This window comes from Pseudomonas sp. P110(2024) (genome assembly GCF_057480795.1).
Genome location: NZ_JBLIYT010000015.1, coordinates 103017 through 128900 on the forward strand (window position 1 = coordinate 103017; position 25884 = coordinate 128900).

The 25884-nt window shown below is 65.2% G+C and carries 31 protein-coding genes, 1 pseudogene and 1 riboswitch; of the genes and pseudogenes, 9 read left to right on the top strand and 23 right to left on the bottom strand.

The features are described from left to right. Positions 1 to 247: 247 nt before the first annotated feature. The 3 genes from AC25ND_RS22275 (at position 248) to AC25ND_RS22285 (ending at position 2605) form a co-directional block, all read left to right on the top strand. Positions 248 to 472: a hypothetical protein gene (locus tag AC25ND_RS22275; RefSeq protein ID WP_028690885.1), complete on the top strand. Its 225-nt coding sequence runs from the start codon at positions 248 to 250 to the stop codon at positions 470 to 472. 244 nt (positions 473 to 716) lie between these two features. After that, positions 717 to 1199: a hypothetical protein gene (locus AC25ND_RS22280; protein ID WP_186596709.1), complete on the top strand. Its 483-nt coding sequence runs from the start codon at positions 717 to 719 to the stop codon at positions 1197 to 1199. A 143-nt stretch (positions 1200 to 1342) separates the two neighbouring features. Then, complete coding sequence (locus AC25ND_RS22285; protein ID WP_028690887.1) at positions 1343 to 2605, top strand: OmpP1/FadL family transporter; 1263 nt, start codon at positions 1343 to 1345, stop codon at positions 2603 to 2605. Between the two features lie 42 nt (positions 2606 to 2647). Here AC25ND_RS22285 and AC25ND_RS22290 read toward each other — a convergent pair whose 3' ends face one another. Further along, a complete protein-coding gene (locus tag AC25ND_RS22290) occupies positions 2648 to 3577 on the bottom strand; it encodes a LysR family transcriptional regulator (RefSeq protein ID WP_062361425.1) in 930 nt (309 codons plus the stop codon). A gap of 116 nt (positions 3578 to 3693) precedes the next feature. On the opposite strand from AC25ND_RS22290, the gene AC25ND_RS22295 reads away from it, so the two are divergent. Continuing rightward, entirely contained in the window at positions 3694 to 3954 is a 261-nt protein-coding gene (locus tag AC25ND_RS22295; protein ID WP_186596711.1) for a DUF2798 domain-containing protein, read from the top strand. A 180-nt stretch (positions 3955 to 4134) separates the two neighbouring features. On the opposite strand, the gene AC25ND_RS22300 is transcribed toward AC25ND_RS22295, so the two are convergent. The 15 genes and pseudogenes from AC25ND_RS22300 to cobO all read right to left on the bottom strand — a co-directional run bounded on the left by AC25ND_RS22300 (position 4135) and on the right by cobO (position 15686). Then, on the bottom strand, positions 4135 to 4686 hold the full coding sequence (locus tag AC25ND_RS22300; protein ID WP_028690890.1) for a glutathione peroxidase: 552 nt from the start codon (positions 4684 to 4686) through the stop codon (positions 4135 to 4137). Positions 4687 to 4732: 46 nt separating this feature from the next. After that, positions 4733 to 4855, bottom strand: a complete 123-nt coding sequence (locus AC25ND_RS22305; RefSeq protein WP_256582037.1) for a hypothetical protein — start codon at positions 4853 to 4855, stop codon at positions 4733 to 4735. After that, entirely contained in the window at positions 4852 to 6054 is a 1203-nt protein-coding gene (locus AC25ND_RS22310; protein ID WP_028690891.1) for an MFS transporter, read from the bottom strand. The genes AC25ND_RS22305 and AC25ND_RS22310 overlap by 4 nt, the downstream gene beginning before the upstream one ends. Positions 6055 to 6118: 64 nt before the next feature. Next, entirely contained in the window at positions 6119 to 6523 is a 405-nt protein-coding gene (locus AC25ND_RS22315; protein WP_186596713.1) for a MarR family winged helix-turn-helix transcriptional regulator, read from the bottom strand. A 42-nt stretch (positions 6524 to 6565) separates the two neighbouring features. Further along, positions 6566 to 6757 (bottom strand): annotated as a pseudogene (locus tag AC25ND_RS22320) (glycosyl hydrolase); the annotation flags it as partial. Positions 6758 to 6917: 160 nt separating this feature from the next. Beyond that, entirely contained in the window at positions 6918 to 7652 is a 735-nt protein-coding gene (locus AC25ND_RS22325) for an adenosylcobinamide-GDP ribazoletransferase (protein WP_186596715.1), read from the bottom strand. A 1-nt stretch (position 7653) separates the two neighbouring features. Beyond that, a complete protein-coding gene (gene cobC, locus AC25ND_RS22330; protein WP_028690895.1) occupies positions 7654 to 8223 on the bottom strand; it encodes an alpha-ribazole phosphatase family protein in 570 nt (189 codons plus the stop codon). Next, positions 8220 to 9275, bottom strand: a complete 1056-nt coding sequence (gene cobT / locus AC25ND_RS22335) for a nicotinate-nucleotide--dimethylbenzimidazole phosphoribosyltransferase (protein ID WP_028690896.1) — start codon at positions 9273 to 9275, stop codon at positions 8220 to 8222. Before cobT ends, cobC begins: the two co-directional genes overlap by 4 nt. After that, positions 9272 to 9793 carry a bifunctional adenosylcobinamide kinase/adenosylcobinamide-phosphate guanylyltransferase gene (cobU, locus tag AC25ND_RS22340; protein WP_028690897.1) on the bottom strand — a complete coding sequence of 174 codons (522 nt, stop codon included), beginning with the start codon at positions 9791 to 9793 and terminating at the stop codon, positions 9272 to 9274. Before cobU ends, cobT begins: the two co-directional genes overlap by 4 nt. Before the next feature lies 1 nt (position 9794). Next, entirely contained in the window at positions 9795 to 11249 is a 1455-nt protein-coding gene (locus AC25ND_RS22345) for a cobyric acid synthase (protein ID WP_186596717.1), read from the bottom strand. After that, positions 11246 to 12238, bottom strand: a complete 993-nt coding sequence (gene cobD / locus AC25ND_RS22350) for a threonine-phosphate decarboxylase CobD (RefSeq protein ID WP_088851798.1) — start codon at positions 12236 to 12238, stop codon at positions 11246 to 11248. The genes AC25ND_RS22345 and cobD overlap by 4 nt, the downstream gene beginning before the upstream one ends. Then, entirely contained in the window at positions 12231 to 13139 is a 909-nt protein-coding gene (cbiB, locus tag AC25ND_RS22355; protein WP_088851797.1) for an adenosylcobinamide-phosphate synthase CbiB, read from the bottom strand. The genes cobD and cbiB overlap by 8 nt, the downstream gene beginning before the upstream one ends. Beyond that, positions 13136 to 13786, bottom strand: coding sequence for a 5,6-dimethylbenzimidazole synthase (bluB, locus tag AC25ND_RS22360; protein WP_028690901.1), 651 nt, complete (start codon positions 13784 to 13786; stop codon positions 13136 to 13138). Before bluB ends, cbiB begins: the two co-directional genes overlap by 4 nt. After that, complete coding sequence (locus AC25ND_RS22365) at positions 13783 to 15078, bottom strand: cobyrinic acid a,c-diamide synthase CobB (RefSeq protein WP_028690902.1); 1296 nt, start codon at positions 15076 to 15078, stop codon at positions 13783 to 13785. The genes bluB and AC25ND_RS22365 overlap by 4 nt, the downstream gene beginning before the upstream one ends. Continuing rightward, positions 15075 to 15686, bottom strand: a complete 612-nt coding sequence (gene cobO / locus AC25ND_RS22370; protein WP_028690903.1) for a cob(I)yrinic acid a,c-diamide adenosyltransferase — start codon at positions 15684 to 15686, stop codon at positions 15075 to 15077. The genes AC25ND_RS22365 and cobO overlap by 4 nt, the downstream gene beginning before the upstream one ends. A 113-nt stretch (positions 15687 to 15799) precedes the next feature. Beyond that, a riboswitch (cobalamin riboswitch) is annotated at positions 15800 to 16018 on the bottom strand. Between the two features lie 150 nt (positions 16019 to 16168). On the opposite strand from cobO, the gene AC25ND_RS22375 reads away from it, so the two are divergent. Then, entirely contained in the window at positions 16169 to 16747 is a 579-nt protein-coding gene (locus AC25ND_RS22375) for a hypothetical protein (RefSeq protein WP_028690904.1), read from the top strand. Between the two features lie 53 nt (positions 16748 to 16800). On the opposite strand, the gene AC25ND_RS22380 is transcribed toward AC25ND_RS22375, so the two are convergent. The 5 genes from AC25ND_RS22380 to AC25ND_RS22400 form a co-directional block, all read right to left on the bottom strand. Beyond that, a complete protein-coding gene (locus tag AC25ND_RS22380) occupies positions 16801 to 17334 on the bottom strand; it encodes a C40 family peptidase (protein WP_028690905.1) in 534 nt (177 codons plus the stop codon). A 146-nt stretch (positions 17335 to 17480) separates the two neighbouring features. After that, the gene (locus tag AC25ND_RS22385) at positions 17481 to 18116 is read right to left on the bottom strand and encodes a C40 family peptidase (protein WP_028690906.1); all 636 of its coding nucleotides are present in this window, start codon (positions 18114 to 18116) and stop codon (positions 17481 to 17483) included. A 125-nt stretch (positions 18117 to 18241) separates the two neighbouring features. Beyond that, positions 18242 to 18946 (bottom strand): DnaA regulatory inactivator Hda, encoded by a 705-nt coding sequence (hda, locus tag AC25ND_RS22390; protein WP_028690907.1) that lies wholly within the window; start codon positions 18944 to 18946, stop codon positions 18242 to 18244. Between the two features lie 208 nt (positions 18947 to 19154). Next, positions 19155 to 20228 carry an AI-2E family transporter gene (locus AC25ND_RS22395; protein WP_028690908.1) on the bottom strand — a complete coding sequence of 358 codons (1074 nt, stop codon included), beginning with the start codon at positions 20226 to 20228 and terminating at the stop codon, positions 19155 to 19157. A gap of 11 nt (positions 20229 to 20239) precedes the next feature. After that, positions 20240 to 21295 carry a DUF2066 domain-containing protein gene (locus AC25ND_RS22400; protein ID WP_186596719.1) on the bottom strand — a complete coding sequence of 352 codons (1056 nt, stop codon included), beginning with the start codon at positions 21293 to 21295 and terminating at the stop codon, positions 20240 to 20242. Positions 21296 to 21637: 342 nt separating this feature from the next. On the opposite strand from AC25ND_RS22400, the gene purM reads away from it, so the two are divergent. The 4 genes from purM to AC25ND_RS22420 all read left to right on the top strand — a co-directional run bounded on the left by purM (position 21638) and on the right by AC25ND_RS22420 (position 24435). Further along, a complete protein-coding gene (gene purM / locus AC25ND_RS22405) occupies positions 21638 to 22696 on the top strand; it encodes a phosphoribosylformylglycinamidine cyclo-ligase (protein ID WP_028690910.1) in 1059 nt (352 codons plus the stop codon). Then, positions 22696 to 23340: a phosphoribosylglycinamide formyltransferase gene (gene purN / locus AC25ND_RS22410; RefSeq protein ID WP_028690911.1), complete on the top strand. Its 645-nt coding sequence runs from the start codon at positions 22696 to 22698 to the stop codon at positions 23338 to 23340. Before purM ends, purN begins: the two co-directional genes overlap by 1 nt. 8 nt (positions 23341 to 23348) lie before the next feature. Further along, positions 23349 to 24059 (top strand): DUF3108 domain-containing protein, encoded by a 711-nt coding sequence (locus AC25ND_RS22415; protein ID WP_028690912.1) that lies wholly within the window; start codon positions 23349 to 23351, stop codon positions 24057 to 24059. Positions 24060 to 24252: 193 nt separating this feature from the next. Next, a complete protein-coding gene (locus AC25ND_RS22420) occupies positions 24253 to 24435 on the top strand; it encodes a hypothetical protein (RefSeq protein WP_028690913.1) in 183 nt (60 codons plus the stop codon). Between the two features lie 46 nt (positions 24436 to 24481). Here the strand turns inward: AC25ND_RS22420 and AC25ND_RS22425 are convergent, their stop codons facing one another. Both AC25ND_RS22425 and mazG read right to left on the bottom strand, forming a co-directional pair. Further along, on the bottom strand, positions 24482 to 25021 hold the full coding sequence (locus AC25ND_RS22425) for a DUF2058 domain-containing protein (protein ID WP_028690914.1): 540 nt from the start codon (positions 25019 to 25021) through the stop codon (positions 24482 to 24484). A 27-nt stretch (positions 25022 to 25048) separates the two neighbouring features. After that, positions 25049 to 25882 carry a nucleoside triphosphate pyrophosphohydrolase gene (gene mazG, locus AC25ND_RS22430; protein ID WP_028690915.1) on the bottom strand — a complete coding sequence of 278 codons (834 nt, stop codon included), beginning with the start codon at positions 25880 to 25882 and terminating at the stop codon, positions 25049 to 25051. Positions 25883 to 25884: the final 2 nt, after the last annotated feature.

Sequence of the window (25884 nt, forward strand, 5' to 3'; positions counted from 1 at the left end):
AAACCTTGCCCAGCACGAATCACGTTTCAGATTGATCAGGATCTTCCCCGACGCCCAGAACCCTGGTGTCGGTGTGCTGCCTGCCTTCTGTCGTACCTACCAGTCAGCCCAGCGCCCACTTATTGCATGCGCCCCTCTGGCTGCCCTGTTCCAGTCAGGTTCTGCGTCTCCTTAATAAAGACGTCACTGGAACGTTTCTATTGTGCACGGATCAAACACCGTGTCTTACGCAGGAACATCCAACAATATGAGTAACCATCAACAAATCCAGGTTGCCTTCGGCACCCTTTCCCAGGCCTTCGCCCCATTGAAGTGCCTCATCGTTGCCCCACGCAAGGGCAGCTTCAGCTTCACCCTGGTCGACGAGCATGGCATCGCCTGCCACAGCGAGCGCCTCTATCCGGAGCAGTACAACCGGGCAGAACCGCTGCAAGCGGTGATCGAGCGCACCCGCCAGTCGCTGACCGCATGAATGAATGGCGGGTAATTCACGCCATGAATACGCGATGCAAAACCCAGCCTGAAGGTAATTGGCCTAATCGCCAATGGGCATATGCCCTGCGCCTTCGGGCTGCAATCGATTTAAAAACAGCCTTTTACACCACTGTTATCACACTACACTTCAACTCGAGCGGCCTCTGCCGCTTCCGGCGGGCCTGACCACTCACCAGCTGCCAAGCTCCAGCGCCCGTCGGCCCTTTTCAGCAGAGGGCATCATGGGCATCGCTGCGAACGAGTTGAGTCGATATGTGATTCGGCCGACCCTGATCTACCTGGGTCGCCACAGCGACAGCGCCGAAGCTTTGTTACTGGGCGTTGCCGCGAGCCAGTCTGCGCTGGGGGCCGCCCTGCATGACCGACGTGGCCATGGGCTTTACCGGATCGGTGGGAATCGTCACCGTTGCCTGTGGGACGAATACCTTGCCCGCGACCCCGAACTGGCCAGCCTGGTGCGCGGCCTGGCCAGCCAGCACGCCTTCCTCGGCGGCCCGCACCTCGAACTCACCGTCAACCTGCGCTACGCCACCGCCATCGCCTGGATGCTGATCGAAGAGCAAGCCCTGCCCTTGCCGGCGGCCGACGATCTGCTGGGCCTGGCACGGATTTGGCGGCAGACCTTCCAGCCCCAAGGGCGCCTGCGGGACTTCACCCAGGCCTGGCACCACTGTATCGAGCCAATGCTCACCCCAGTCTCCTGAGCCAATGCGTCCTACACCCAAAAAAACGGAATTTTGGTCGGATTGTCCTACAAAACCGCTCTATCTCCTGCGTTCTAGGCTATAGCGTGGAGTGGAATTTATTGGTAGCTTTCCGCCTCGGAGATCCCAAGGAGTTTCTAATAATGAAAAAAGTATTGCTCAAAACCTCTCTCGGTATTGCCGTTGCCTTCGCTTCCAGCCACTTGCTCGCCAGCGGTTTCGCGCTGAACGAACAAAGTGTCAGCGGCATGGGAACAGGTTTTGCGGGGCGTTCTTCCTCTGCCGATGATGCCAGCACCGTTTACGGAAACCCGGCAGGCATGTCACGCCTCAAACGTCAGGAAGTCACCGTGGGTGGCGCAGCCATCTTCGCCAAGTCCGATATTTCAGGCCGTGGCAGCAACTTCGGGGGGGAAACCGACGGCGACATGGTCCCGACCGTCGGCGTGCCGATGGGCTACTACGTCAAGCCGATCGATGACCACTGGGCTCTCGGTTTCGGCGTCTATGTACCCTTTGGCCTGGTGACCGACTACGGCAGCGGCGATGCCGCACGCTACTGGGGCAAGAAGAGCCATGTCGAAGTGGTGACCTTCCAGCCCACCATCAGCTATGCATTCAACGACAAGGTGTCGATAGGCTTCGGCCCGACAATCAACCGTATCAAGGGCGAGCTGGGTTCGAACATCGTCAACCGCTTCACCCCTGGCCGTAACGATGGCGAAGTGAAAATCAAGGGCGACGATACCGCGGTCGGCTACAACATCGGCATCCTGGTCCAGGCCACCGACCACACCCGCCTCGGCCTGACCTACCACTCGATGGTGGACTACAAGCTCGAAGGCAACACCAAGGTCAACAGCGTCCTGATCGGCCCGTACAGTGGCAGTAAGTTCGATGCCGAGTTGAAGATCAAGACCCCTGAGTCGGTGGACTTCTCGGTCACCCATGAGCTCGACGACCAGTGGACCCTGTACGCAGGTACCACCTTCACGCGCTGGAGCCGCCTGAAGGACATCACCGTCGACAACGAAGTCCCAGCGGCGCTGCGTGGGCAATTCGGCACCATCACCGAGGAACAAAACTGGCATGACACCTGGGCAGGCGCGGTTGGTGCGTCCTACAAGGTGAACAAGCAGTGGACACTGCGTACCGGCTTCTCGGTCGACCAGTCGCCAACCAACAACCAGGACCGTTCGCCGCGCATCCCCACGGGCGATCGCAAGATCTTCAGCCTGGGTGCCGGCTGGAGCCCCAACGACGACATGACCATCGACGTGGCCTACTCCTACTTGTGGGAGGAAGACACCAAGGTCAACCTGGCAAGCCCGACCAAGGGTACTTACCAGGCCAAGTACGAAAACAGCGCTCACGGCGTCGGTGCTTCGCTGACCTATCGCTTCTGAGTCACTGTCGCAGCATGAAGAACCGCCCTCGTGGCGGTTTTTTCATGCCTGTGCGCACCACTGCTGGCCCAGGCACTGCTGCAGGTATTCCATGAACACTCGCACCTTGGTCGTCAGTGCAAAGCGGTCAGCCAGGCACAGGTATATATCCATCGGCTCGGTCTGGGCATAGGCCTGCCCGCTGTCGCCGAATTCAAACAGCGGCACCAGCCGGCCGGCATCCAGGTGCGGGCGCACGACGAACTCGGCCAGGCGGGTAATACCACCATCATTCAGCGCCATCTGGGTTAATGCGTCGATATCATCACTGATCAGCACCCGACCGAAGCGGGCCTCGAAGCGCATACCGTCACGCATGAATCCCCAGGGCAGGAATCGGCCATCCACCGGGTAGCGGAACACTAAACAACTGTGATCGTGCAAAGCCTCTGGTGTGGCCGGCAAACCGGCCCTGGCCAGGTAGCCGGGTGCTGCGCAGCAGATGAAAGGAATACGGGCTATATGCCTAGCCAACAAGTGGTCTTCCAGCTGCGGCGTGATGCGCAGGCTCACATCCACGTCTTCGCGGGCGTGATTGACCTTGCGATCAGCCATCACCAACTCTATCGAAAGCAGCGGATAACGGGCGCTAAATGCCGGGATGAGCGGCGCCAGCACGTGCCGTCCGAAGGCCGATGTCGAGGCAATGCACAAGCGCCCCTGAGGCTCGCTGTCCGGCGTGGTGACCGCAAGCTCGGCCTGGGCAAGATCACGCTCGATATGCCGTACGCGCTCGTAGTACAGGCTGCCGGGCGGCGTCAGGGCCATGCTGCGAGTGGTGCGGGTCAGCAAGCGCACCTGCAGATGCGTCTCCAGCCGCGCCAGGTTCTGGCTAACGGCTGCGGGGCTGAGACCCAGATTGCGAGCACCGCCGGCAATGCTGCCGGCTTCGACGACCTTGATGAAACTGCGGATGGCGTTGAGCAGGTCCATGGGATGCCTGGCTGATTCGTAAGTTTCTCTTTATAAAGAACTCAGTGAACAGCGTCTACAGCGTCGCGTACAGCCCTTGTTAACCTGCACGCTCATTCATTCGAACAGAGGCCCCCATGAACGAATTGTCCTCGATCCGGAATCGTCGCAAATTGCGCGCAGGCGCCACACCCTATGTGTTCGCGTTCTACATGTCAGCGATCATGGCATTGTTGATGTGCTTCGTGATTACCGCCGCCAATGGCGGGGTCTCTGCCGACTACCTGCACAACGTACTCAAGGCGTACCAGCTGGCGATGCCCGTAGCGTTCTTCTGTGTATTGATGGTGCGACCAGTAGTCATTCGACTGGTTGCGCTGACTGTGCACCCTGAGTAAGCGAGGCGCTTATCTACTAGCTAGACAATGTCACTTCGTAGCTGGGCAAAAATAATTGCAGCTTCACCAGTTGGCTAACCAGCAGGCGCGTATCCGGGCAATTACTGGCTCAGTGAAGCCATCAACATCCTCCTGCCGAAACTGGCCTATATACCAGTTCGGATAGGCCGCTCATGGTCCTCAAGGCTGCGAAGCAATCGCCTTGTCGATCGCCGCCCTGAACGCCGGATCATCAGGCTTGGTCAGGCTGGAAAAGTTGCCGATCACCTTGCCCTTGCGGTCCACCACATACTTGTAGAAGTTCCACTTCGGCGCGCTGCTCTGCCGGGCCAGCTCGACGAACAGCGGGATCGCGTCCTTGCCGCGCACCGGCTGGGCCTTGGTCATGGTGAAGGTCACGCCGTAGTTGGCATAGCAGACCTTGGCGGTCTTGTCGCTGTCGGCGTCTTCCTGCTTGAAGTCGTTGGACGGCACGCCGAGCATTTCCAGGCCCTGTTCGCGGTAGTCCTTATAGGTAGCTTCGAGGCCTTCGAACTGCGGGGCGAAGCCGCAGTAGCTGGCGGTGTTGATCACCACCAGCGGCTTGCCGGCGAAACGCTGGCACAGGTCAATCTGCTCCTTGCCGCGCAGCTCCGGCAGGCTGCCCTGGAGCAACGCCGGACAATCGGCTGCCCAGCTCGAAGTGGCTGCGGCCAGGGCCAGCAAAGGGAGGGTTAGCCAGCGGGCATGCATGATAGCGGTCTCCTGCACATGATTCCTTGATTGTGCAGGGTAGCGCTTAACACAGGCTCATGCCCAACTGCATCAACGCCAGCCCGCCCTTGTGCCAGCCCCACCACACCAGCGCCAGCACCAGTATCGCGGCGATCAGCAGCAAGCCACGCCCGAGCAGGCCGTTCACGCGGCCTGGGCCTGCAGGCGGGCGACCGGGCGCTCGCGCACCGGCCAGTTAAGGGCCGCGGCCAGCAGGCTGAGCAGGATCGAGATCTGCCACACCAGGTCATAGCTGCCGGTCTGGTCATAGACCACCCCACCCAGCCAGCCGCCGAGGAACGCGCCCAGCTGGTGGAACAGGAACACGATACCGCCGAGCATCGACAGGTTGCGCACGCCGAACAGCGTGGCAACGGTGCCGTTGGTCAGCGGCACCGTGGACAGCCACAGCAGGCCCATGGCAATACCGAACAGGTAGGCACTGAACTGGGTCACCGGCGCCCAGAGGAACAGCACGATGACCACGGCGCGCAGCAGGTACAAGCCGGTCAGCAGGCGCGGCTTGGACATGCGCCCGCCGAGCCAGCCGGCGGTATAGGTGCCGACGATATTGAACAGGCCGACCAGCGCCAGCACGGTGGTGCCGGTGATCGCCGGCAAGTGCTGGTCGACCAGGTAGGCCGGCAGGTGCACGCCGATGAACACTACCTGGAAGCCGCAGACGAAGAAGCCTAGCGCCAGCAACCAGAAGCCGGAGTGCGAGCAAGCTTCGCGCAGCGCCTGGCCAAGGCTCTGTTCGGCGCCATGGCTAGGCAGCGGGTTATCACGCAACAGGCCTACGAACGGCACGATCAACGCCACCATCAGGCCCAGCACCAGCAAGGCCGCCGACCAACCCAGCCACTGGATAAGGCCCAAGGTGCCGGGAAGCATGGCGAACTGGCCAAAGGAGCCGGCGGCGCTGGCGATACCCATGGCCATGCTGCGCTTTTCCGGCGGCACGGCGCGCCCGACCACCCCAAGGATCACCGAGAACGAGGTGCCGGACAGGCCGATGCCGATCAGCAGGCCGGCGCTCAGCGACAGCGACCAGGCCGAGTCGGCCATGCCCATCATCACCAGGCCAGCGGTGTAGAGGATGCCGCCGATCACCACCACTTTGGCCGCGCCCAGGCGGTCGGCCAGGGCGCCGGTAAACGGCTGGGCCAGGCCCCAGATCAGGTTCTGCAAGGCGATGGCGAAGGCGAACACCTCACGACCCCAGCCGAACTCGGCGCTCATCGGCGCCAGGAACAGGCCGAAACCATGTCGCACCCCCAGCGACAGCGCCAGGATCAGCGCCGCCCCCAGAAGTACCCAACCGCTGCTCCGCCAAAGGGAAGTCATTGTCGTTGTCTCCAGCCCATCGCAAGGTTTATGCGGGTATATACCCGCTTTCTATCGTAGTCGTTCAGGCAAGCTGCTCCAGCAAGCGCACCAACTCGTCACGCTGGCTTTCGCCCAGCCGTTCCACCAACTGCCTCTGGGCCTGCTGCCAAGCCGGGTAGGCGGCGTCCAGGCACGCCTTGCCCGCTTCGCTCAGCAGCACCACGCGATTGCGCTGGTCGTCGCCGCCGGCAAGACGCACCAGGCCGTCGGCCTCGAGCACCTTGAGATTGCGGCCCAAGGTACTGCGCTCCAGGCCCATGGCCTCGGCCAGGCAGGTGATGCTGGGGCGGTCGAGGCGCTGCACCTGGCGCAGCAGGGAAAACTGGGCGACATTGATGCCGAAGCCGGCAAGGGCCTCGTCGTAATGTCGGCTCACCCCACGGGCGGCGCGACGCAAATGGGTACAGATGCATTCACTGGTCAGCATGGATACGTGTATATACCCGCATTATGGATGTTGCAAGAAACTTCACGGTGTCGGTTTGGGTAGCAGGCGCTGGCGGATCGGCTCGAACTCAGCCGTGGCCTTGCGCGGCAAGGGGTCCGGCGCGGCGTTCTCGATGGCTTGCCAATAGCGCCACGGCACCTTGGCCGAACCCAGCTCGTAATCCATGCCATCCCAACTGCCCTCACGGAAGCTGTAGAAGGCCCAATGCAGTTGCTGGTGGCCAGCAGACTGGCGAGCATCCAGGGGTGCATGGCAGGGGCTCTTGGTGGTTTTGAGGAGCAAACGAGGATAAGCGCAATACGTGGAATTGGTTTCCGAGATCCATGCAGGGCACATCCTGCCCCCTGTGGAAGCGACACAAACCCAAGGGCTGCTAGACTAACAGCGCCAGGGTAACCACCACCGTCAGTTCCAGCAGTTCCAGCAACGCCCCAGCCGTATCCCCTGTGGTTCCCCCCAGCCGACGGCACATCAGCAGACGCAGCCACACGAATACGAGCAACGCCGCCAGCAGCGGCCACAACACCGCCCAGCCTCCCAGCGCCAGGCCGACCAGCGCACAGCCCAGCAATACCCAGCCCGCACCGCGCCGGGGCAGGTGTTCGGCCAAGGCCGCGCCCAGCCCGCCCGCGCGCACGTAGGGCGTGCCGAGAAACAACCCGAGCATCGCCGCCCGCCCCACCACCGGAGCCAACACCAACAGGCCGTCAGCGCCCCGCTCGACCAGCACCCAGAGGGCGCAGAACTTCAGCAGCAATACCAGCACCAGCGTGACCACGGCAATCGGCCCGCTACGCGGGTCCTTCATGATCTGCAAGGTGCGTTCGCGATCACCGAAGCCCCCCAGCCACGCATCGGCGCTGTCGGCCAGGCCGTCCAGGTGCAGCCCGCCGCTGAGCAGCACCCACAGCGCCAGCAACAAGGCCGCGTGCAAGGGCGCCGCAGTGCCTTGCAGCAGATGGCTGGCCAGCCACAGCAACAGGCCAAACAGCAGCCCCACCAGCGGATAGCACAGCAGCGAGCGCCCCATCTCGCGGGGCTCCGGCATGCCCGGCAAGCGGACCGGCAAGCTACTGAGGAACTGCAGGGCGATCCAGAACGGCAGCATCTCAACCCACCTCGCGCATTTGCCCGTCGTGATCCAGCATCAGTCGCACCAGCGCGCCGTGCCCGACCTCGACCTGCAGCAATTGCTCACGCGGCAAGCCACGTGCCCGTGCCAGGAGAAGACGCATCACCCCACCATGGGTGACCAGCAGCACGCGCTTGCCTGCATGCACACGGCGCAAACCCTCGACCGCCGCCAGCACCCGTTCGGCAAAGGCCAGCACCGGTTCGCCGCCCGGCGGGGTGAAGGCATACGGATCATTCCAGAACTGCCCCAGGGCATCGGCGTCGACCTGCATGATCTGCGCGGCGCTTTGCCCTTCCCACTCACCGAAGTGCAGCTCGCGCACACCAGCCTCGCGCAACACCGGCAGGTTCAGGCGCGCGCCCAGCTCATCGGCGAACGCCGCGCAGCGCTGCAGCGGCGAACTGACCAGCACGTCCCAGGGGCCGACGTCGGTGACGGCCTGGCGCATCTGCGCCCAGCCAGTCTCGGTCAAGGCGTCGTCGAGGCTGCCGCGCAAGCCGCCCCCTTTTTCCGTCTCGCCGTGGCGCAGCAGGTCGAGGATCATGCCGGGCGATCCGCCACCGCCGCCTCGGCGAAGGTCGCCATTTGCCCATGCAGCGCGCAGGCCAGGCGGATCAGCGGCACCGCCAGCGCCGCACCGCTGCCCTCGCCCAGGCGCAAGCCCAGGGTCAGCAGCGGCTCGGCTTCCAGGGCCGCCAGCAAGGCCTTGTGCCCCGGCTCGGCGCCCTGGTGGGCGAACAGCAGCCAGGGGCGGCACTGTGGATTGAGGCGTACCGCCACCAGGGCGGCGACACTGCAGATGAAACCATCGACCAGTACCGCCACGCCATGCTGTGCGCACGCCAAGTAGGCGCCGGCCAGCGCGGCGATCTCGAAGCCGCCGACACAGGCCAGCGCCTGCAACGGCTGGTCGGCGCGCAGACCGTGCAGCACCAGGGCGCGCTCGATCACTTCGGCCTTGTGCCGCACGCCGGCGCTGTCCAGGCCGGTGCCCGGGCCGCTCAGCTCACGCGCCGGGCAGCCCAGCAACGTGCTGGCCAGCGCCGCCGCCGCGGTGGTGTTGCCGATGCCCATTTCCCCGCCGATGAACAGCTGGGCGCCGTTGTCGAGTGCACGCAGGGCGCTGTCGCGTCCGGCCTGCAGCGCCGCAGCCAGTTGCGCATCGCTCATCGCCGGCTGACAGGCGAAATTGGCCGTGCCAGGCCCAAGACTCAGGTGATGGACACCGGGCAGTTGCAGCGTCGGGTCGATGGTACCGAGGTCGACCACCTCAAGGTCTGCGTCCAGCTGGCGCGCCAGCACGCTGATCGCCGCGCCACCGCCGACGAAATTGCGCAGCATCTGTCCGGTCACCGCCTGCGGGTAGGCAGAGATGCCCTCCTCCACCACGCCATGGTCGCCGGCGAAGATCGTGATGGCGATCCGCTCCAGGCTGGGACGCTCGCGCCCTTGCAGGCCGGCCAGGCGTATCGCCAGGCCTTCGAGTTGGCCGAGGGAGCCGGCCGGTTTGGTCAGCTGCTGCTGACGAGCGCGGGCCTGGTCCATGGCGGCGGTGTCGAGGGGTTGGCAGGCGTCACGCCACCACATCTGGGTCATAGGGCAGGTCCTTTGAGCATGAGAGGGAGACCAGCGACAGTCAGCACCACGCGTTGGCAGCGCTCGGCCACGGCCTGGTGCAGCGTGCCCGCCAGGTCGACGTAGCGACGGGTCAGTTCGCCCATGGGCACCACGCCCAGGCCGGTTTCGTTGCTGACCAGGACAAGGGTGCCCGGCAGCTGTTCCAGGCAATCGAGCAGCGCATCGCGCTCCTGCGCCAGGCGCAGGTCATCCTCGAGCATCAGCAGGTTGGTCAGCCACAGGGTCAGGCAGTCCACCAGCAGGCAGCGCCCTTCGGCGGCTTCGGCGTACAGCACATCAGCCAGCGCCAGGGGTTCCTCCACCAGCCCCCAATGGGCCGGACGGCGCTCGCGGTGCAGACGCACGCGTTCATTCATCTCGCCATCCAGCGGCTGGCTGGTGGCGATATAGGTCACCGGCAGGCCGCTGGTCTCGGCCAGTTGCTCGGCCAGGCGGCTCTTGCCCGAACGGGCGCCGCCGAGGATCAGGCTGCGCATGTCAGACGACTCCACACAGTTGGCGCAGGCGCGCGGTGTCCAGGTGCTGCTCGACCAGGTCGGCCAGGCGTTCGATATCGCGTTCGCGCAGGGCTTCGTAGTCGATGGGCTGCACCTCGGCCAGACCCGCCCAGCGCAGCAGCGCGGCGCACGACTGGCTGCCCTCGAACAGGCCATGCAGGTAGGTGGCGAGGATCTGCCCGTCGGCGCTGATGGCCCCGTCGGCGCGGCCATCGGTTAGTAGCACCGCCGGACGCTCCAGCGCCGGACCGTGGGTAACCCCGGCATGGATCTCGTAACCCGACACCGGAACCTGCTCGAGATCGAGCGTGCCGGCCACGTTGCGCAGCTGCTTCTCGGCCTCCAGCACGGTGCTGTAGGCCAGCAGGCCGAGGCCCGCACTGGAGCCGGCGGGCCCTTCCAGGCCCAGTGGATCATGCACCTGCTCGCCGAGCATCTGCAGGCCACCGCAGATGCCGATGAGCTTGCCGCCGTAGCGCAGGTGCCGGGCGATGGCGGTATCCCAGCCACGCTCGCGCAGTTGCGCCAGGTCGCCGCGCACGCTCTTGGAGCCGGGCAGGATGATCAGGTCGGCGGCTGGGATCGGCTGGCCCGGGCCGATGAACTGCAGGTCCACCTGCGGATGCAGGCGCAGCGGGTCGAAGTCGGTGTGGTTGCTGATTCGCGGCAGCACCGGGACGATCACCTTGAGCACGCGCTCGCCCTTCGCCCCCTGGCGGGTATCGATCCCGTCCTCGGCCTCCAGGTGCAGGTCGGTGACATAGGGCAACACGCCCAGCACCGGCTTGCCGGTGCGCTGCTCCAGCCAGTCCAGGCCCGGTTGCAGCAAGGCAATGTCGCCACGGAAACGGTTGATGACAAAGCCCTTGACCCGCGCCTGCTCGCTCGCCGACAGCAGTTCCAGGGTGCCGACCAGGTGGGCGAACACGCCGCCGCGGTTGATGTCGGCCACCAGGATCACCGGGCAGTCGACCGCCTCGGCGAAGCCCATGTTGGCGATGTCGCCGGCACGCAGGTTGATCTCCGCCGGGGAGCCGGCGCCTTCGACCATCACCACCGGGTAGGCTTCGCTCAGGCGCTCGTGGGACGCCAGCACCGCCTGCATGGCGATGGCCTTGTAGTCGTGGTAGGCGACGGCGTTCATGCTGGTCACCGCGCGGCCATGGACGATCACCTGGGCGCCGGTGTCGCTGTTGGGCTTGAGCAGCACCGGGTTCATGTCGGTGTGCGGCGCCAGCCGGCAGGCCTGGGCCTGCACCGCCTGGGCGCGGCCGATCTCGCCACCGTCGGCGGTCACGGCGCTGTTGAGCGCCATGTTCTGCGGCTTGAACGGCACCACGGCGATGCCCTGGCGCAGCAGCCAGCGGCACAGGGCGGTCACCAGCGTGCTCTTGCCGGCATCGGAGGTGGTGCCTTGCACCATGAGGGTGGTCATGCCGATTCCTTCTGATAGTCCGCCAGGGCCTGGGCCAGGCGTTGTTCGTCAGCGGCCGTGGCGGGCAGGCCGAAACGCAGCGCGGGCGGCTGATCGAACAGGCGCACCAGAATGCCGCGGCGGGCGAGAAAGTCATGCAGGTGCGCGGCGCGCTCATCACGCACGTACTGGAACAGGTCGCAGCCGCCACTGGGTGGCAGGCCCGCGCCGTCGAGCAACGAGGCCAGGCGCTGGCTGGCCTGGGCGCAACGGGCAATCTGCGCCAGGTGCGCCGCGTCGTCGGCGAAACAGGCCTGCCCCAGCACTCGGGTCGGGCCGCTGACGGCCCAGGGCCCGAGTGCCTCGGCCAGACGTCGCAGCACATCCGCCTGGGCGACGACGAAGCCCAACCGCACACCGGCCAGGCCGAAGAACTTGCCGAACGAGCGCAACACGATCAGGCCAGGTTGCCCGGCCTGCTCGACCACGCTGTGTTCGGGCGTATTGTCCATGAAGGCTTCGTCCACCAGCAGCCAGCCACCGCGCTCGGCCAGACGCGCATGCCAGGCCAGCAGGCGTTCGCGGGTTACCCGACGGCCGGTGGGATTGTTGGGGTTGACCAGCACCAGGACGTCAAGACTGTCGAGCACGTCCTCGACCTCGGTCTCGTCCAGTTCGACCAACGTGTGCCCTGCCCGTGCCCAGGCATGCGGATGCTCGGCATAGCACGGCGACAGGACCCCGACCCGCCCGCTCGGGCGCAGGTGCGGCAAGGCCTGGATCGCCGCCTGGGAGCCGGCCACCGCCAGCAACGGCTGCGCGCCATAGTACTTTCGCGCCGCCGTCTCCAGGCCGTCTTCGGTCTCCGGCAGACGGGCCCAGGCCTCCAGCGGAATCGGCGGTATCGGATAGGACCATGGCGCGATACCGCTGGACAGGTCGAGCCACTGCTCCCGTGGAATGGCGTACTGTTTCACCGCCCGCAGCAGGCGGCCACCGTGTTCAAGCATTCAGATAGGCTCCCACGCAGATCAACAGCACCCACAACCACACGCCGCGCTGCACCAGGCTCCAGCCGCGCTCGATGGCCTGGGCGTCGGCCATCGGCCCTTCACCCAGGCGCGGTCGTTCATGCAGCTCGCCGTGATACACCGCCGGGCCGCCCAGCTCCACGCCCAGCGCGCCGGCACCCGCGGCCATCACCGGGCCGGCGTTGGGGCTATCCCACAGCGGCGCCTGGTTGCGCCAGCAGGCCAGGGCCAGGCGGGTCTTGCCCAGCAGCGCATAGGTCAGCGCCACCAGCCTGGCGGGAATATAGTTCAGCCCATCGTCGATGCGCGCCGCGCACCAGCCAAAGCGTTCGAAGCGCTCGTTGCGATAGCCCCACATGGCATCCAGGGTATTGCTCAGGCGGTACAGCACCACCCCCGGCGCACCGGCCACGACAAACCAGAACAGCGCGGCAAACACCGCGTCGCTGCCGTTTTCCAACACCGACTCGGTGGCCGCCCGGGCCACGGCGGGCTCGTCCAGCTCGCGGGTTTCGCGGCTGACCAGGTAACCGACACGCCGCCGCGCCTCGGCCAGGTCCCCCTGGCGCAAGGCCTGGGCCACCGGCAGCACATGCTCGCCCAGGCTGCGCAGGCCCAGGGCGCAGTACAGCGCAAGCACATCCACCAGCCAGCCGATGTACGGCAGCCAGGACAGGATCAGCGCCAGCAGGGTCAGCGGCACCACCGCCAGGAACCACGCGGTGACGCCATGGCTGCGCCAGCCGCACCCACCGGCGTTGAAACGTTGCTCCAGGCGCGATGCGAAGTTGCCGAAGCCCACCAGCGGATGACGCCGGCGCGGCTCGCCCAGCAGCGCATCCAGGGCCACGCCCGCCACGGTCAGCAAGGCCACGCTCATGGACGCTCTCCCCAATGGTTCTCGTACAGCATCTCGCTCAAGGGCCGCTGTTCGGCCCAGTCTTCCAGCACCAGCATCGGCGCCGGATAGAACTCGGTCACCGGCCCCAGGCACAGCACCGCCATGGGCTTGGCGCCCGCGGGCATGCCCAGCAGTTCGGCCAGGGCCTCGGGGTCGAACAGCGATACCCAGCCCATGCCCAACCCTTCGGCGCGTGCCGCCAGCCACAGGTTCTGGATGGCGCAGGCCAGCGAGGCCAAGTCCATCTCGGGCAGGGTGCGGCGGCCGAAGACATGCGCCTCGCGCTTGTCCATCAACGCGGCCACCAGCACTTCGGCGCAGTCGTTGATGCCTTCGACCTTGAGCTTCATGAATTCATCGGAGCGCTCGCCCAGGGCCTCGGCGGTGCGCACCCGCTCCTGCTCCACCAGCGCCTGGATCCGCTCGCGCAAGGCACGCTGGCTGATACGGATGAACCGCCACGGCTGCATCAGGCCCACGCTGGGCGCCTGGTGGGCGGCGGCGAGCAGGCGTCCGAGCAACTCGGGGGCCACCTCGCCCCCGGCAAAATGGCGCATGTCGCGGCGTTCGCCAATGGCCCGGTAGATGGCCTGGCGTTCGGCTTCGCTGTAGGCGTGTCGGCTCATGGTCGCAGCAGCGCCGCCGCCGCGTCGGGGTTGGAGGGGAAGTAGAAGTGCACGTAGGAGGCGGTCAGACGCCCCAGACGATAGACCGCCTCGTTGCCCCGACCGCCGTTGGGGCTCTGGCCGCGGGCGATCGGCGCAAGCTCCGTGCTGGTCAGCGAGTGGTGGTAGGTGTGGCCTCGCAGGGTGCCTTCGGGTAGTTCGACCGCCTGCAGGGCCAGGGCCGCCAGGCGCTTCTGCATGGTCGCCTCGCCCGGCAGCAGGCCCAGCAGCGTGGCGCGCTCGCCCGCCACGTCGGTCAGCGCGTCGAGCAGGTAGAGCATGCCGCCGCACTCGGCCAGCAACGGCTTGCCGGCGGCATGATGGGCGCGGATCGCTTCCAGCATCGGCGCGTTGGCGGCCAGCGCCTGGTGATGCAGTTCGGGGTAGCCGCCGGGCAGGTAGAGACTGTCCACCACGGGTAGCTCGCGGTCATGCACCGGCGAGAAGAATTCCAGGTGCGCACCGAGGCCACGCAGCAAGTCAAGATTGGCGCCATAGGTGAAGGCGAAGGCCTCATCGCGGGCCACACCGATGCGCGCTCCGGCCAGCGACGCAGTCACATTCACAGGCTCAGGCTCGGCAAAACGGACCGGTGGCGGCAGCGCGGCATCGCAACTGGCGCCCAGGGCTTCGGCGGCGGCATCCAGGCGTGCATCCAGGTCGTTCAACTCGCTGGCCTGGACCAGGCCAAGGTGACGGCTGGGCAGTTCGATGCCGCGCTCGCGGGACAACCCGCCGTACCAGCGCAGGCCTTCGGTCAGGCTGCCTTCGAGCAGTTGCGCATGACGCAGGCTGCCGACCCGGTTGGCCAGCACCCCGGCGAACGGCAGGTCGGGCTGGTAGCGCGCCAGGCCTAGAGCCAAGGCACCAAAGGTCTGGGCCATGGCCGTGCCGTCGATCACCGCCAACACCGGCACGCCGAAGTGGCGCGCCAGGTCGGCGCTCGACGGCGTGCCGTCGAACAGGCCCATCACGCCCTCGATCAGGATCAGGTCGGCCTCGCCCGCCGCTTCCCACAACAGGCGGCGACTCTCCTCGGCGCCGATCATCCACAGGTCGAGCTGGTAGACCGGCGCACCGCTGGCGCGCTCGAGGATCATCGGGTCGAGAAAGTCAGGCCCGCACTTGAACACCCGCACCGTGCGCCCGAGGTTGCGGTGCAGGCGGGCCAGGGCGGCAGTGACCGTGGTCTTGCCCTGGCCCGAGGCCGGGGCCGCGATCAGCACGGCGGGACACTGGCGCGACTCACTCACAGTTCGACGCCCTTCTGCGCGCGGATACCGGCCTGGAAGGCGTGCTTGAGCATGCCCATCTCGGTGACGGTGTCGGCCAGTTCGATCATCTCCGGCTTGGCAGCGCGCCCCGTGACGATCACATGCTGCATCGGCGGACGCGCCTGGATATCCGATAGCACCTGGTCGAGGTCCAGGTAGCCGTGCTTGAGGGCGATGTTCAGCTCATCGAGCACGACGAACTGGATAGAGGGGTCCTGCAGCAACTGCCGCGACACCGCCCAGGCGGCCTCGGCAGCGGCGATGTCGCGCTGGCGGTCCTGGGTTTCCCAGGTAAAGCCCTCGCCCATCACGTGATAACGCACCTGCTCGGGAAATCGGCGGAAAAACAGCTCCTCGCCGGTGCTGTTGCGGCCTTTGATGAACTGCACCACGCCGCACTGCATGCCATGGCCAAGGGCGCGGGCAAGCATGCCGAAGGCCGAGCTGCTCTTGCCCTTGCCGTTGCCGGTCAGCACCAGCAGCAGGCCGCATTCATTGGGGGAATTGGCGATGCGCTCGTCGATGATCGCCTTCTTGCGCTGCATGCGCGCCAGGTGACGTTCGTCGCGTTCGATGGATTCGCTCATCAGGGGTCTCCGCAGGCTGTCGCAGCGGCGGCGACAGGTAAAAGGCAGGCAGACGAGGAGCGCGCAGGAGGCATGGCAAGGGCCACATCGCACCGCGCATCACCCTCCGTGATGCCGTTTGGCAGTGACAGGCCGGTCTCCGGGCTCATGAGCGGGCGCAGGCCCTGGCTACGCGCCTTCCCGGACATGGACATCCAGTGGCCTTGCGTAGCCGTCGACTCATCTACCGTTGCGGGGGCAGCGCCGGACTCGCGCCTACTGGCGCCCACCGGCTTCCCAGTTTCACCCTGCCGAACCGTAGCTCGCGGGGCACCTGAAGCACGCCGCGAAGGTTAGAGGGTTGCACCGGGAGCGTCAATCGAGCGAGGGCCGATCTGGCCTGGATCAATGGCCGATTCACCAGCTTGTGCCACACTCAGAGCAGTGATATCACATAGCTATCACCCGGCCGACCCGGATCACAATGACAAGGAGAGCGCAGCATGCAAGGCCTGATGATCAACAACCCGCGCCTGGAGTTCCTGCGCCCGGCCCTCGAGCGCTGGGTCGACTGCATCGACCGCTTCAACCAGTTGCAGGGCGACAACGAGGCGCCCTACTGGCACGGCACAGCCAGCAACGTCGGCCTGCTCGCCGCTGCCGCCTGGCAGGGTGAGTTGGTGGCGCTGGAACGGCACATGAGCAAGAAACAGCGCGACGAGGGCGAGCGCGACGGGCGCTGCGACCTGTCGATCAGCAGCGCCGAGGAGTCGCTGTACCTGCACGCTGGCCAGCGCTGGCCGCGCATCGCTCGCCTCGACCTGACAGCGGCCCTGCAGGAAACCGCCGCCCTGGCCAAGCCGATCGCGTATGGCAGCCAACTCAAGGCCGGGGCACTGTTCGTCACACCGTGGAAGGCCGGCCAGCATGCCAGCCCCGAGGAACTGCAGGACCTGGTGGACGATCTGCAGAAGCACACGGCCTGTGCGCTTGCCTGGTACTTCCCGTATGCCTACCGCAAGCTGCACAACGAACTGGGGCAGTACTATCCCGGAGTGGCGCTTCTGCTCAAACAGGCTTGATGCCAGCCAGGCAATACTGGACCAAGTTCATACCCTGCCCGCGCCGGTAGGTATCAGGGATTCTGCGCCAGATGCCCCGGCGGCAGCACCCGTTTGGCCTGGAGGTAGGCCTTGGCCCAGTAGCTGTTGGACAGGTAGTCCAGGCGCACGGTGCCGCCCGTCGACGGTGCATGCACGAAGCGCCCTTCACCGACGTAGATGCCGGCATGGCTGACCTGCGACCCGCCGCTGGTGGCAAAGAACACCAGATCACCCGACTGCAGCGAATTGATATCCACATTTGGCGCGCGCATGACGATCATCTCGCGAGTCGAGCGTGGCAGACTGATACCCGCCGCATCACGGTAGACATAGCCGATCAGGCCGCTGCAATCGAACCCGGCATCCGGTGTATTGCCACCCCAGCGATACGGTGTGCCCACCAGGCCGATGGCGCGAAACAATACATCGTCGGCCGCAGGCGACGAAGGCGCCTGATTGAACACCATCGGCTGTTTGGGCGTGGGCGCCGGCGCAGGTGCACGGCTGGAGCAGGCCGCAAGCAGGGCCACCAGGGAAAAGAATGCGAAGCGCGCCAACATCGCCATGATGCGAACGTCCTGTCGAAAATCCGACGGCCACGGCCGAAGGTAAAAAGAGTTGAGAATTTAGATTAGACGCTTTCTGTAAATGCGCACGGCGGCGAGCTTTTCAGCTACGCCGCCGTGCGAGGTTACAGCATTTTGATATCAAATCAATTGCGCGAGATCGTGGTCGGCGCCATGGCGAGCGCGCGTTTGGCCTCGATGAAGGTCTTGCTCCAATAGCGATCGCCCAGGCTGTCGATACGCACACCACCGCTGCGGCGGCTGCTGGAGTGGATGAACTGGTTGTCACCCAGGTAGATGCCGGCATGGCTCACGCGGCCACGGCCGTTGGTGCTGAAGAACAGCAGGTCGCCGGGCTTGAGCTTGTTACGGGCGACCTTGGGCGCGTCGACGTTGATCATCTCGCGGGTCGAGCGCGGCAGGTTCATGCCCGCCTCTTCGCGGAACAGGTAGCCGATGAAACCGCTGCAGTCGAAGCCGGACTTCTCGGAGGTGCCGCCAAAGCGGTAGCGGGTGCCGATCAGGGCCATGCCGCGTTCGAGAATGCTGTCGGCCAGCACAGGCAGCTGGTATGGCTTGCCGTTGCTGGAGAAGGCGTCAAGGTCGTCTTCGCTGGCCAGCTCTTCCTCGGTGAATACGGAAGAGGCGGAAGCCTTGGCCTTGACCGATTGCTCGGCGGCCACGCGGTGGTCCTGCGAGGGTGCGACCGGGCCGGTGGAGGCACAGCCGTAAAGAAGGGTGACAAGTGCAAGTGGCACGAGGGGTGCGAAGCGCTTCAGCATGGGCACGACCGTGTCTGTAGTCCTTTAGAAGGGGGAAACTATGCCTTCTATCGGACCCATTTGCAAATTTTATCGAAAAAGATGTGACTTTTCCGTTTTGATGCTCTGGCACCGTGTTCTCAGGGCTACCAGCCGAGGGTTTCCTTGAGGAACGGGATGGTCAGCTTGCGCTGGGCCTGCAGGGAGGCCTGGTCGAGGCGTTCGAGGAGGTCGAACAACGCGCTCATGCTGCGCGTACCGCGGGTGAGGATGAAGTGGCCGACCTCGTCGGTCAGGTGCAGGCCACGGCGCGAGGCACGCAGTTGCAGGGCGCGCAGCTTGTCCTCATCGGACATCCCACGCATCTGGAAGATCAGCGCCAGGGTCAGCCGCGACTTGAGGTCGGCCAGTTTGATCGGCAGTTCCCGTGGCGAACTGGACGCCGCCAGCAGCAGGCGCCGGCCGCTGTCGCGCAGGCGGTTGAACAGGTGAAACATCGCCTCTTCCCAGTCCGCCTTGCCGGCAATCACATGCAGGTCGTCGATGCACACCAGCTCGTACTGTTCGAGGTAGTCGAGCAGTTCGACGCCGCGATCAAGCAGTTGCGCCAGGGGCAGGTAGACAGCGGGTTGGCCCAACTGCTGGAAACGCTGGGTGGCGGCCTGCAACAGGTGGGTGCGGCCCACGCCCTGCTTGCCCCACAGGTAGATGAGGCTTTCGGTCCAGCCGGCGTCGGCTTCGCACAGCCGCTCGACATAGCCCAGTGCCGCGGCATTGGCGCCGGGGTAGTAGTTGATGAAGGTGGCGTCGTCGCGCAGACGCACACCCAGGGGCAACTGGATCGGTTTCATGCTCGCGGGCGGTCGCGGGGACCACAGGGGGCCTTTGATGAACAGTGTGCAAAGTCTATACCCGCAGCGCGGACGGCACAATCGGCGAGGGAAATAGCGCAAGTAAAATCAAGTAGTTGCACTGTTTCACAAGCATCGCGGGGCAAGCCCGCCCCAACGTTAGAGCCTCTGCCAGGGTAGCGTGGGAGCGGGCTTGCCCCGCGATTGATCATAGGTCGGGGTCGATCTCCCCGGCATACATGTCCGATTCCTTGTACAGGTCATGCACATGCCGCAGCAGCACCATGATCACCGCCGCCACCGGCAACGCCAGCAACACGCCGGTAAAGCCGAACAGCTCGCCGCCGGCCAGGATCGCGAAGATCACCGCCACCGGGTGCAGGCCGATGCGGTCGCCCACCAGCAGCGGTGTCAGCACCATGCCTTCAAGCGCCTGCCCAACCATGAACACCGCGACGATGCCCAGCATCGGGTAGAGCTCGCCGCCGAACTGGAACAACCCGGCGACCAGCGCCGCACCGATGCCGATGATGAAGCCCATGTACGGCACGATCGCCGCCAACCCCGCGAGCATGCCGATCAGCAGGCCCAGCTCCAGGCCCACCAGCATCAGGCCGGTGGAATAGATGACGCCCAGCGCCAGCATCACCAGCAACTGCCCGCGCACGAACGCCCCCAGCACCTCGTGGCACTCGCCGGCCAGTCCCACTACCTGCGGTTCGCGTTGACGTGGCAGCAGGCTGCGCAGCTTGGCCATCATCAGGTCCCAGTCGCGCAGCAGGTAGAAGCCCACCACCGGGATCAGCACCAGGTTGGCCAGCCAGCCAATCAACGCCAGGCTCGAAGCAGTGGCCTGGGACAGCAGCACCCCGACGATGTCGGTGGTCTGGCCCATGTGCTCGCCGATGGCGGCCTTGATCTTGTCGAATTTCCAGAACCCATCGGCCAGGCCCAGGCGGCTCTGCACCCAGGGCAGCGCCACATGCTGCAGCCAGTCGAGCATCTGCGGCGCCAGTTCGTACAGGCGTAGCAACTGCTTGGCCAGCATCGGCACCAGCACCAGCAGCAGGGCCAGGAATATCAGGGTGAACAGGCTGAACACCACCACCACGCCCCAGGTGCGCGACAGGCCGAACCGTTCCAGGCGGTCGACCAGCGGGTCGGCCAGGTAGGCCAGCAGGATGCCCACCAGGAACGGCGAGAGAATGTTGTGCAGGAAGTACAGCAGCACGGCAATCACAAAAGCCGCGCCCAGCCAGATCCAGCGACGCAGGTCAGTCATTCAGCCACTCCTTACCAGCGAAAACGCAAGCCGTCGAACGGCTTGGCGGCGGTGGCCGGCGGCGTGGCGCCGGCCGGGTCCTGCGTGTTTGGCGCAGGTGTCGCGGGCACGGGCTCGGCAGGCAGTTCCTGGAGCTTGGCCAGACTTAACTGCGCGCGCAGTTGCTCACGATTGCCGCTGACGCGGTAGGTCAGGGTGCCGCCATCGGCCATCTGCAGGCGCGCGCCATAGGGCTCCAGGACTCGGCTGAGCTCGGCGTAGCGTTGCAGGTTCATGCCCTGGACCTGCACCTCTAGCTCGCTGCTGGCGCCGGGACGGGTGACGTAACGCGGCGCCAGGCGGTTACTCACCGCCAGCAGCACGGCGTCGGCCAGGGCCGCCTGGTCGGCGCCCTCGGCGCTGCCCTGCTCGCGCTGGTCGCCCAGCCACAACTGCCACTTGCCCTGCCACTTGCCGTCGGCTTCATGGGCATGCACCGCCAGCAGCGCATCGGCGCCATAGCGCTCGGAGGCCTCGCGCAGCGGCGCCGGGTCGTTGCCTTCGAGCAGCTTGGCATTGGCCACCAGTTGCTCCTGCAGGTCGGCTAACGGCAGGCGCAACGGCAGGCCGCGGTGCTGGGCGGCCCGGCGCAGGGGTTCGGCGACAGCCTGGCCATCGCCGACCAGGCTACTGCCCTCGACGCTGTCATTCAGCCACCAGCCAAGAATCGACGGCCGGTTGCTGCCCCACAGCGCCAGGCCAGCTTGGCGCAGGGCGCGCTCGGTGCTGCCGGGGTCGAACTCGACCAGCACCGACTCCGGCGGCCCGGCTTCGGTGCCGACCTGGTTGATGATCTGCTGCGGGTCCTTGCGCAGCGCGGCCAATGCCGGGTTCTGCACCGCCTTGGGATCACCGGTCAGGCGCAGCACCAGGGTATCCAGGGCCTTGCCGGTCGCCTGGGCGCGGGCTTCGCTGCCCTGCCCTTCGACAGGCTCGCGCACCTGATACAAGCCAGAGATGGTTTCGGCCTGGGCCACGGTGCCGGCCACAACCAGGCAGGCGCCAGCGAGGAAATTGAGAAGACGCATTGAGGATTCCTGTCCAGATGACCTTGGGGCGACACGCCCTTGCCTGTCGGCTGTGACCGCGCAACCACGGCAAATACTCCGCGTTGCCGGCCCGTTGCGTGGGTCGCCATGCCTATACCTTATACAGGCACCGGCGCGCCAACCAGTCACAGGGGGTGAAACACGGTTTTTTGCCCAGATTTCCCGCCTGCCCGTCGGCCTGAGGATGGCCGCCTTGGGGCAACCCTGATAAAATCGCGCGCCTTCGCAGACCAGTGACGTACAGGCAGCCGCCGTTTCTGAAACCGGCCTTGGCCGTCCCGGTCGTTTTTCTGAATCCCTCCCTCCTAAAGGCCTGGATCAATGAGCAAGCAACCCTCCCTGAGCTACAAAGACGCCGGTGTAGACATCGACGCCGGCGAAGCACTGGTCGAACGCATCAAGGGCGTCGCCAAGCGCACCGCACGTCCTGAAGTCATGGGTGGCCTGGGCGGCTTCGGCGCCCTCTGCGAGATCCCGGCCGGCTACAAGCAGCCGGTGCTGGTCTCCGGCACCGACGGCGTCGGCACCAAGCTGCGCCTGGCGCTGAACCTGAACAAGCACGACAGCATCGGCCAGGACCTGGTCGCCATGTGCGTCAACGACCTGGTTGTATGCGGCGCCGAGCCGCTGTTCTTCCTCGACTACTACGCCACCGGCAAGCTCAACGTCGACGTGGCCGCCACCGTGGTCACCGGCATCGGCGCCGGTTGCGAACTGGCCGGCTGCTCGCTGGTCGGTGGTGAAACCGCCGAGATGCCTGGCATGTACGAAGGCGAAGACTACGACCTGGCCGGCTTCTGCGTCGGCGTGGTGGAAAAGTCCGAGATCATCGACGGCTCGAAAGTGGTCACCGGCGACGCCCTGATCGCGCTGCCATCCTCCGGCCCGCACTCCAACGGCTACTCGCTGATCCGCAAGATCCTCGAGGTTTCCGGCACCGACATCGACAACACCCAGCTCGACGGCAAGCCGCTGGCCGACCTGCTGATGGCGCCTACCCGCATCTACGTCAAGCCGCTGCTGCAACTGATCAAGCAGACCGGCGCTGTCAAGGCCATGGCCCACATCACCGGTGGCGGCCTGCTGGACAACATCCCGCGCGTACTGCCAAAGGGCGCCCAGGCCGTGGTCGACGTGGCCAGCTGGCAACGTCCGGCGGTGTTCGACTTCCTGCAGGAAAAAGGCAACGTCGACGAGCATGAAATGCACCGCGTGCTGAACTGCGGCGTGGGCATGGTCATCTGCGTGGCTCAGGACCAGGTCGACAATGCCCTCAACGTGCTGCGCGCCGAAGGCGAGCAACCGTGGGTGATTGGCCGTATCGACGTGGCCGCCGAAGGCGCCGCCCAGGTCGAGCTGCAGAACCTCAAGGCACACTGATGCCCTGCAATGTAGTCGTGTTGCTGTCGGGCTCCGGCAGCAACCTGCAGGCACTGATCGACAGCAACAGCGCCAGCGACAGCCCGGCACGCATCCGCGCGGTCATCTCGAACCGTGCCGATGCTTACGGCCTGGAACGTGCCAAGGCCGCCGGCATCGAAACCGCCGTGTTGTCGCACACCGGGTTCGACGGGCGCGAAGCCTTCGACGCGGCGCTGATGGCGCTGATCGACGGCTTCCAGCCCGACCTGGTGGTGCTGGCCGGTTTCATGCGCATCCTCAGTGGCGATTTCGTGCGCCACTACCAGGGCCGCCTGCTGAACATCCACCCGTCACTGTTGCCCAGGTACAAAGGCCTGCACACACACCAGCGCGCGCTGGAGGCGGGCGACGTCGAGCATGGCTGCAGCGTGCACTTCGTCACCGAGGAACTCGATGGCGGGCCTCTGGTCGTACAGGCTGTGGTGCCCGTGGCAACGGATGACACCGCGCAGACGCTCGCCCAGCGCGTGCACCTGCAGGAACACCAGATCTACCCGCTGGCGGTGCGCTGGTTCGCCGAAGGACGCTTGCGTCTGGGCGGACAGGGTGCATTACTGGATGGCCAGCCGCTGGCGGCCAGCGGTCACTTGATTCGATCCTAGGAGAATTTATGCGTCGCGCCCTGCTCTTGGCTCTCGCCGTGCTCGCCCTGCCCCTCCAGGCAGCTGATCTGAAGCCTTTCGCGGCCAGCTACACCGCCGACTGGAAACAGCTGCCGATGAGCGGCACCGCCGCGCGCAGCCTGGAAAAGAACGCCAACGGCACCTGGAGCCTGAACTTCAAGGCTTCGATGATGATCGCCAGCCTGACGGAGCAAAGCACCCTCAAGTTCGACAACGACACCCTGCTGCCGCAGCAGTATCACTTCGAACGTGGCGGCCTGGGCAAGGCAAAGAAGGTCGACCTGAACTTCGACTGGGCCGGCAAGAAGATCACCGGCAGCGACCGTGGCGATGCCATCAACCTGCCGCTCAACCGCGGCGTGCTGGACAAGTCGTCCTACCAGCTGGCCCTGCAGCATGACGTGGCCGCCGGCAAGAAGAGCATGACCTACCAGGTGGTCGACGGTGACGAGATCGACACCTACGACTTCCGCGTGCTGGGCACCGAGAAAGTGACCACCAAGACTGGCCAGGTCGACGCGATCAAGGTCGAACGCGTGCGCGACCCGAGCCAGAGCAAGCGCATCACCGAGCTGTGGTTCGCCAAGGACTGGGACTACCTGCTGGTGCAGCTGCGACAGGTTGAGACCGACGGCAAGGAGTACGTGATCGTGCTGCAGGATGGCACGGTCGATGGCAAGGCGGTCAAGGGTAACTGATACCGCTGCCTGCAACGCCCGAAGCCCCGCCTTGTGCGGGGTTTCTTTTTTGCCGCACACCGCTCCCACAGGGATGCGTTGCCCTTGATGAAACTTGTTTCATCGCTGTTTTATTTACTTAGCCTGCTAACAAATTCTATAAAGGAGTCCTGCGACACAGTGCCGCAGCCAACCCAAGCAGTGGAGTTTGACGATGACAGTCCAGGTAACCGAACGCGACGAATCGAAAATGTCCCACGAAGGCCAGGCCGCTGGCCTGCGGATCTGGGACGTGCATCAGCAAGGCCAATTGGTCGGCATGTTCCATGACGAGCAACAGGCTCACCAGTACCGCATGGAGCTTGAATACCTCGAGCGCCAACGCCCGGCGCAGTGACCCGGCCCTGCAACGAAAAACCCCGCCAAGGCGGGGTTTTTCGTGCTTACCACATCAGATCGTCTGGGATCTTGTAGGCTGCGTACGGATCGTCCTCGTCCGCTTCCTCGACATGGGTGTTGAGCAGCAGGATACGGTTGGGGTCACGCTCCTGGATCTTCACCGCCGCCTCGCGCGGGATCACTTCGTAGCCGCCACCATGGGCGACGATGGCCAGCGCGCCATTGCTCAGCTTGCTGCGCATCAGGGCGTTGACGGCGATGCGCTTGACCTTCTTGTCATCGACGAAGTTGTAGTAGTCCTCGGTGGTCAGCTTGGGCAGACGGGTCGCCTCGATCAGTTGCTTGATCTGCGCGGCACGGGCCTTCTGCTCGGCCTTCTCCTGGACCTGGCGGTTCAGCTCCTGGTCCTTCTTGGCCTTCTCGGCCATGGCTTCCTTGGCCAGGCGTTTCTGGCTGTCGTCCACCTCCACCTGGCCCTTGTGTTCCAGGCGTTTCTGTTTTTTCTCGGCTTTGTTGGTCTGCGAGACCTGTTTCTGGTTGACCAGGCCGGCTTTGAGCAATTGGTCGCGAAGGGAAAGGCTCATGGGTGTTCTACTCACTTATGCATCGGCTCAGCCGCAGCTGGGCAGGTTCTTTTCCTGACGCTTGGCCTCGCCCCACAGGGCGTCCAGCTCGTCGAGGGTACGATCTTGGATGTTCAGGCCCTGCGCGCGCAATGCCTGTTCGATGAATCGGAAGCGCCGCTCGAACTTGCGGTTGGCACGGCGCAAGGCATTTTCCGGGTCGTGCTTGAGGTGCCGGGCCAGGTTGACGGTGGCGAACAGCAGGTCACCCAGCTCGTCCTCCAGCGCGTCGCTGTCGCCATCGGCCATGGCCTGCAGCACTTCGTCGAGCTCCTCGCGGACCTTGTCCAGCACCGGCAGCGCCTCAGGCCAGTCGAAGCCGACCGTGGCGGCGCGCTTCTGCAGTTTGGCGGCGCGGGACAGCGCGGGCAAGGCCGCGGGCACATCGTCGAGCAGCGACAACTGCTCGGGCTCGCTTTTTTCGGCGCGCTCCTCGGCCTTGATCTCCTCCCAGCGCGACTTGATCTGCGCCTCGCTCAACGCCGGGGTCTCCAGCGGCGCGTACAGCTCGCCGGTGGGGAACACATGGGGGTGGCGACGGATCAGCTTGCGGGTGATCGAATCGACGACGCCGTCGAACTCGAAGCGCCCTTCTTCACGGGCCAGCTGGCTGTAATAGACCACTTGGAACAGCAGATCGCCGAGCTCGCCCTGCAGGTGCTCGAAGTCGCCGCGTTCGATAGTGTCGGCGACTTCGTAGGCTTCCTCGAGGGTGTGCGGGACGATACTGGCGTAGTCCTGCTTGAGGTCCCAGGGGCAGCCATATTGCGGGTCACGCAGGCGGGCCATGAGGTGCAGCAGGTCTTCAAGGGTGTAGGTCATAT